A 509-nucleotide genomic window follows, 5' to 3' on the forward strand; every position below is an offset into this window, starting at 1 on the left:
CCGGGCGGGGCCGCCCCGCTCGGCTGGGTGCGGGTGGGGGGCCGGGGGGGGGGGGGGCGCGGCGCCAGGGACCCACTCCACGCCCCGCCCCCCCCCCCCCCCCCGGCGGCGCCCGGCGACCGAGGCCGCGCTGATCGGCCGGGTCTACCCGCACCGGCCGCCGGTCACCGCGCCCAAGGGCGTGCTCGGCCACTGCATGGGGGCGGCCGGGGCGATGGAGGCGGCGCTGACCGTGCTCACCCTCCAGCACGGCGTCGTACCGCCGATCGCCAATCTCGACGCCCCCGCCGCCGAGTTCGACCTCGACTGCGTGACGAAGCAGCCGCTGCACCGGCGGATCGACCGGGCGGTCAGCCACTCGTTCGGCTTCGGCGGCCACAACGCGGTGCTGGCCCTGGAACGCGCCTGACCCCCTGCCCGTACGCCTCGTGAGACACGACGAGGGGTTCCGTTCCACACGCCGCTGCCCGGCTCTTGTGGCGCCCGCCCCGCTGCATGCGGTGGCCCCG

Annotated in this window: 1 pseudogene; it reads left to right on the plus strand. The window is 78.6% G+C overall.

The window, feature by feature from the left end:
• A pseudogene (locus tag ACFXPK_RS09165) lies at window positions 1-409 on the plus strand (hypothetical protein); the annotation flags it as partial.
• Window positions 410-509 lie beyond the last annotated feature (100 nt).

The organism is Streptomyces sp. NPDC059142 (assembly GCF_042755665.1).
Classification (GTDB): Bacteria; Actinomycetota; Actinomycetes; order Streptomycetales; family Streptomycetaceae; genus Streptomyces.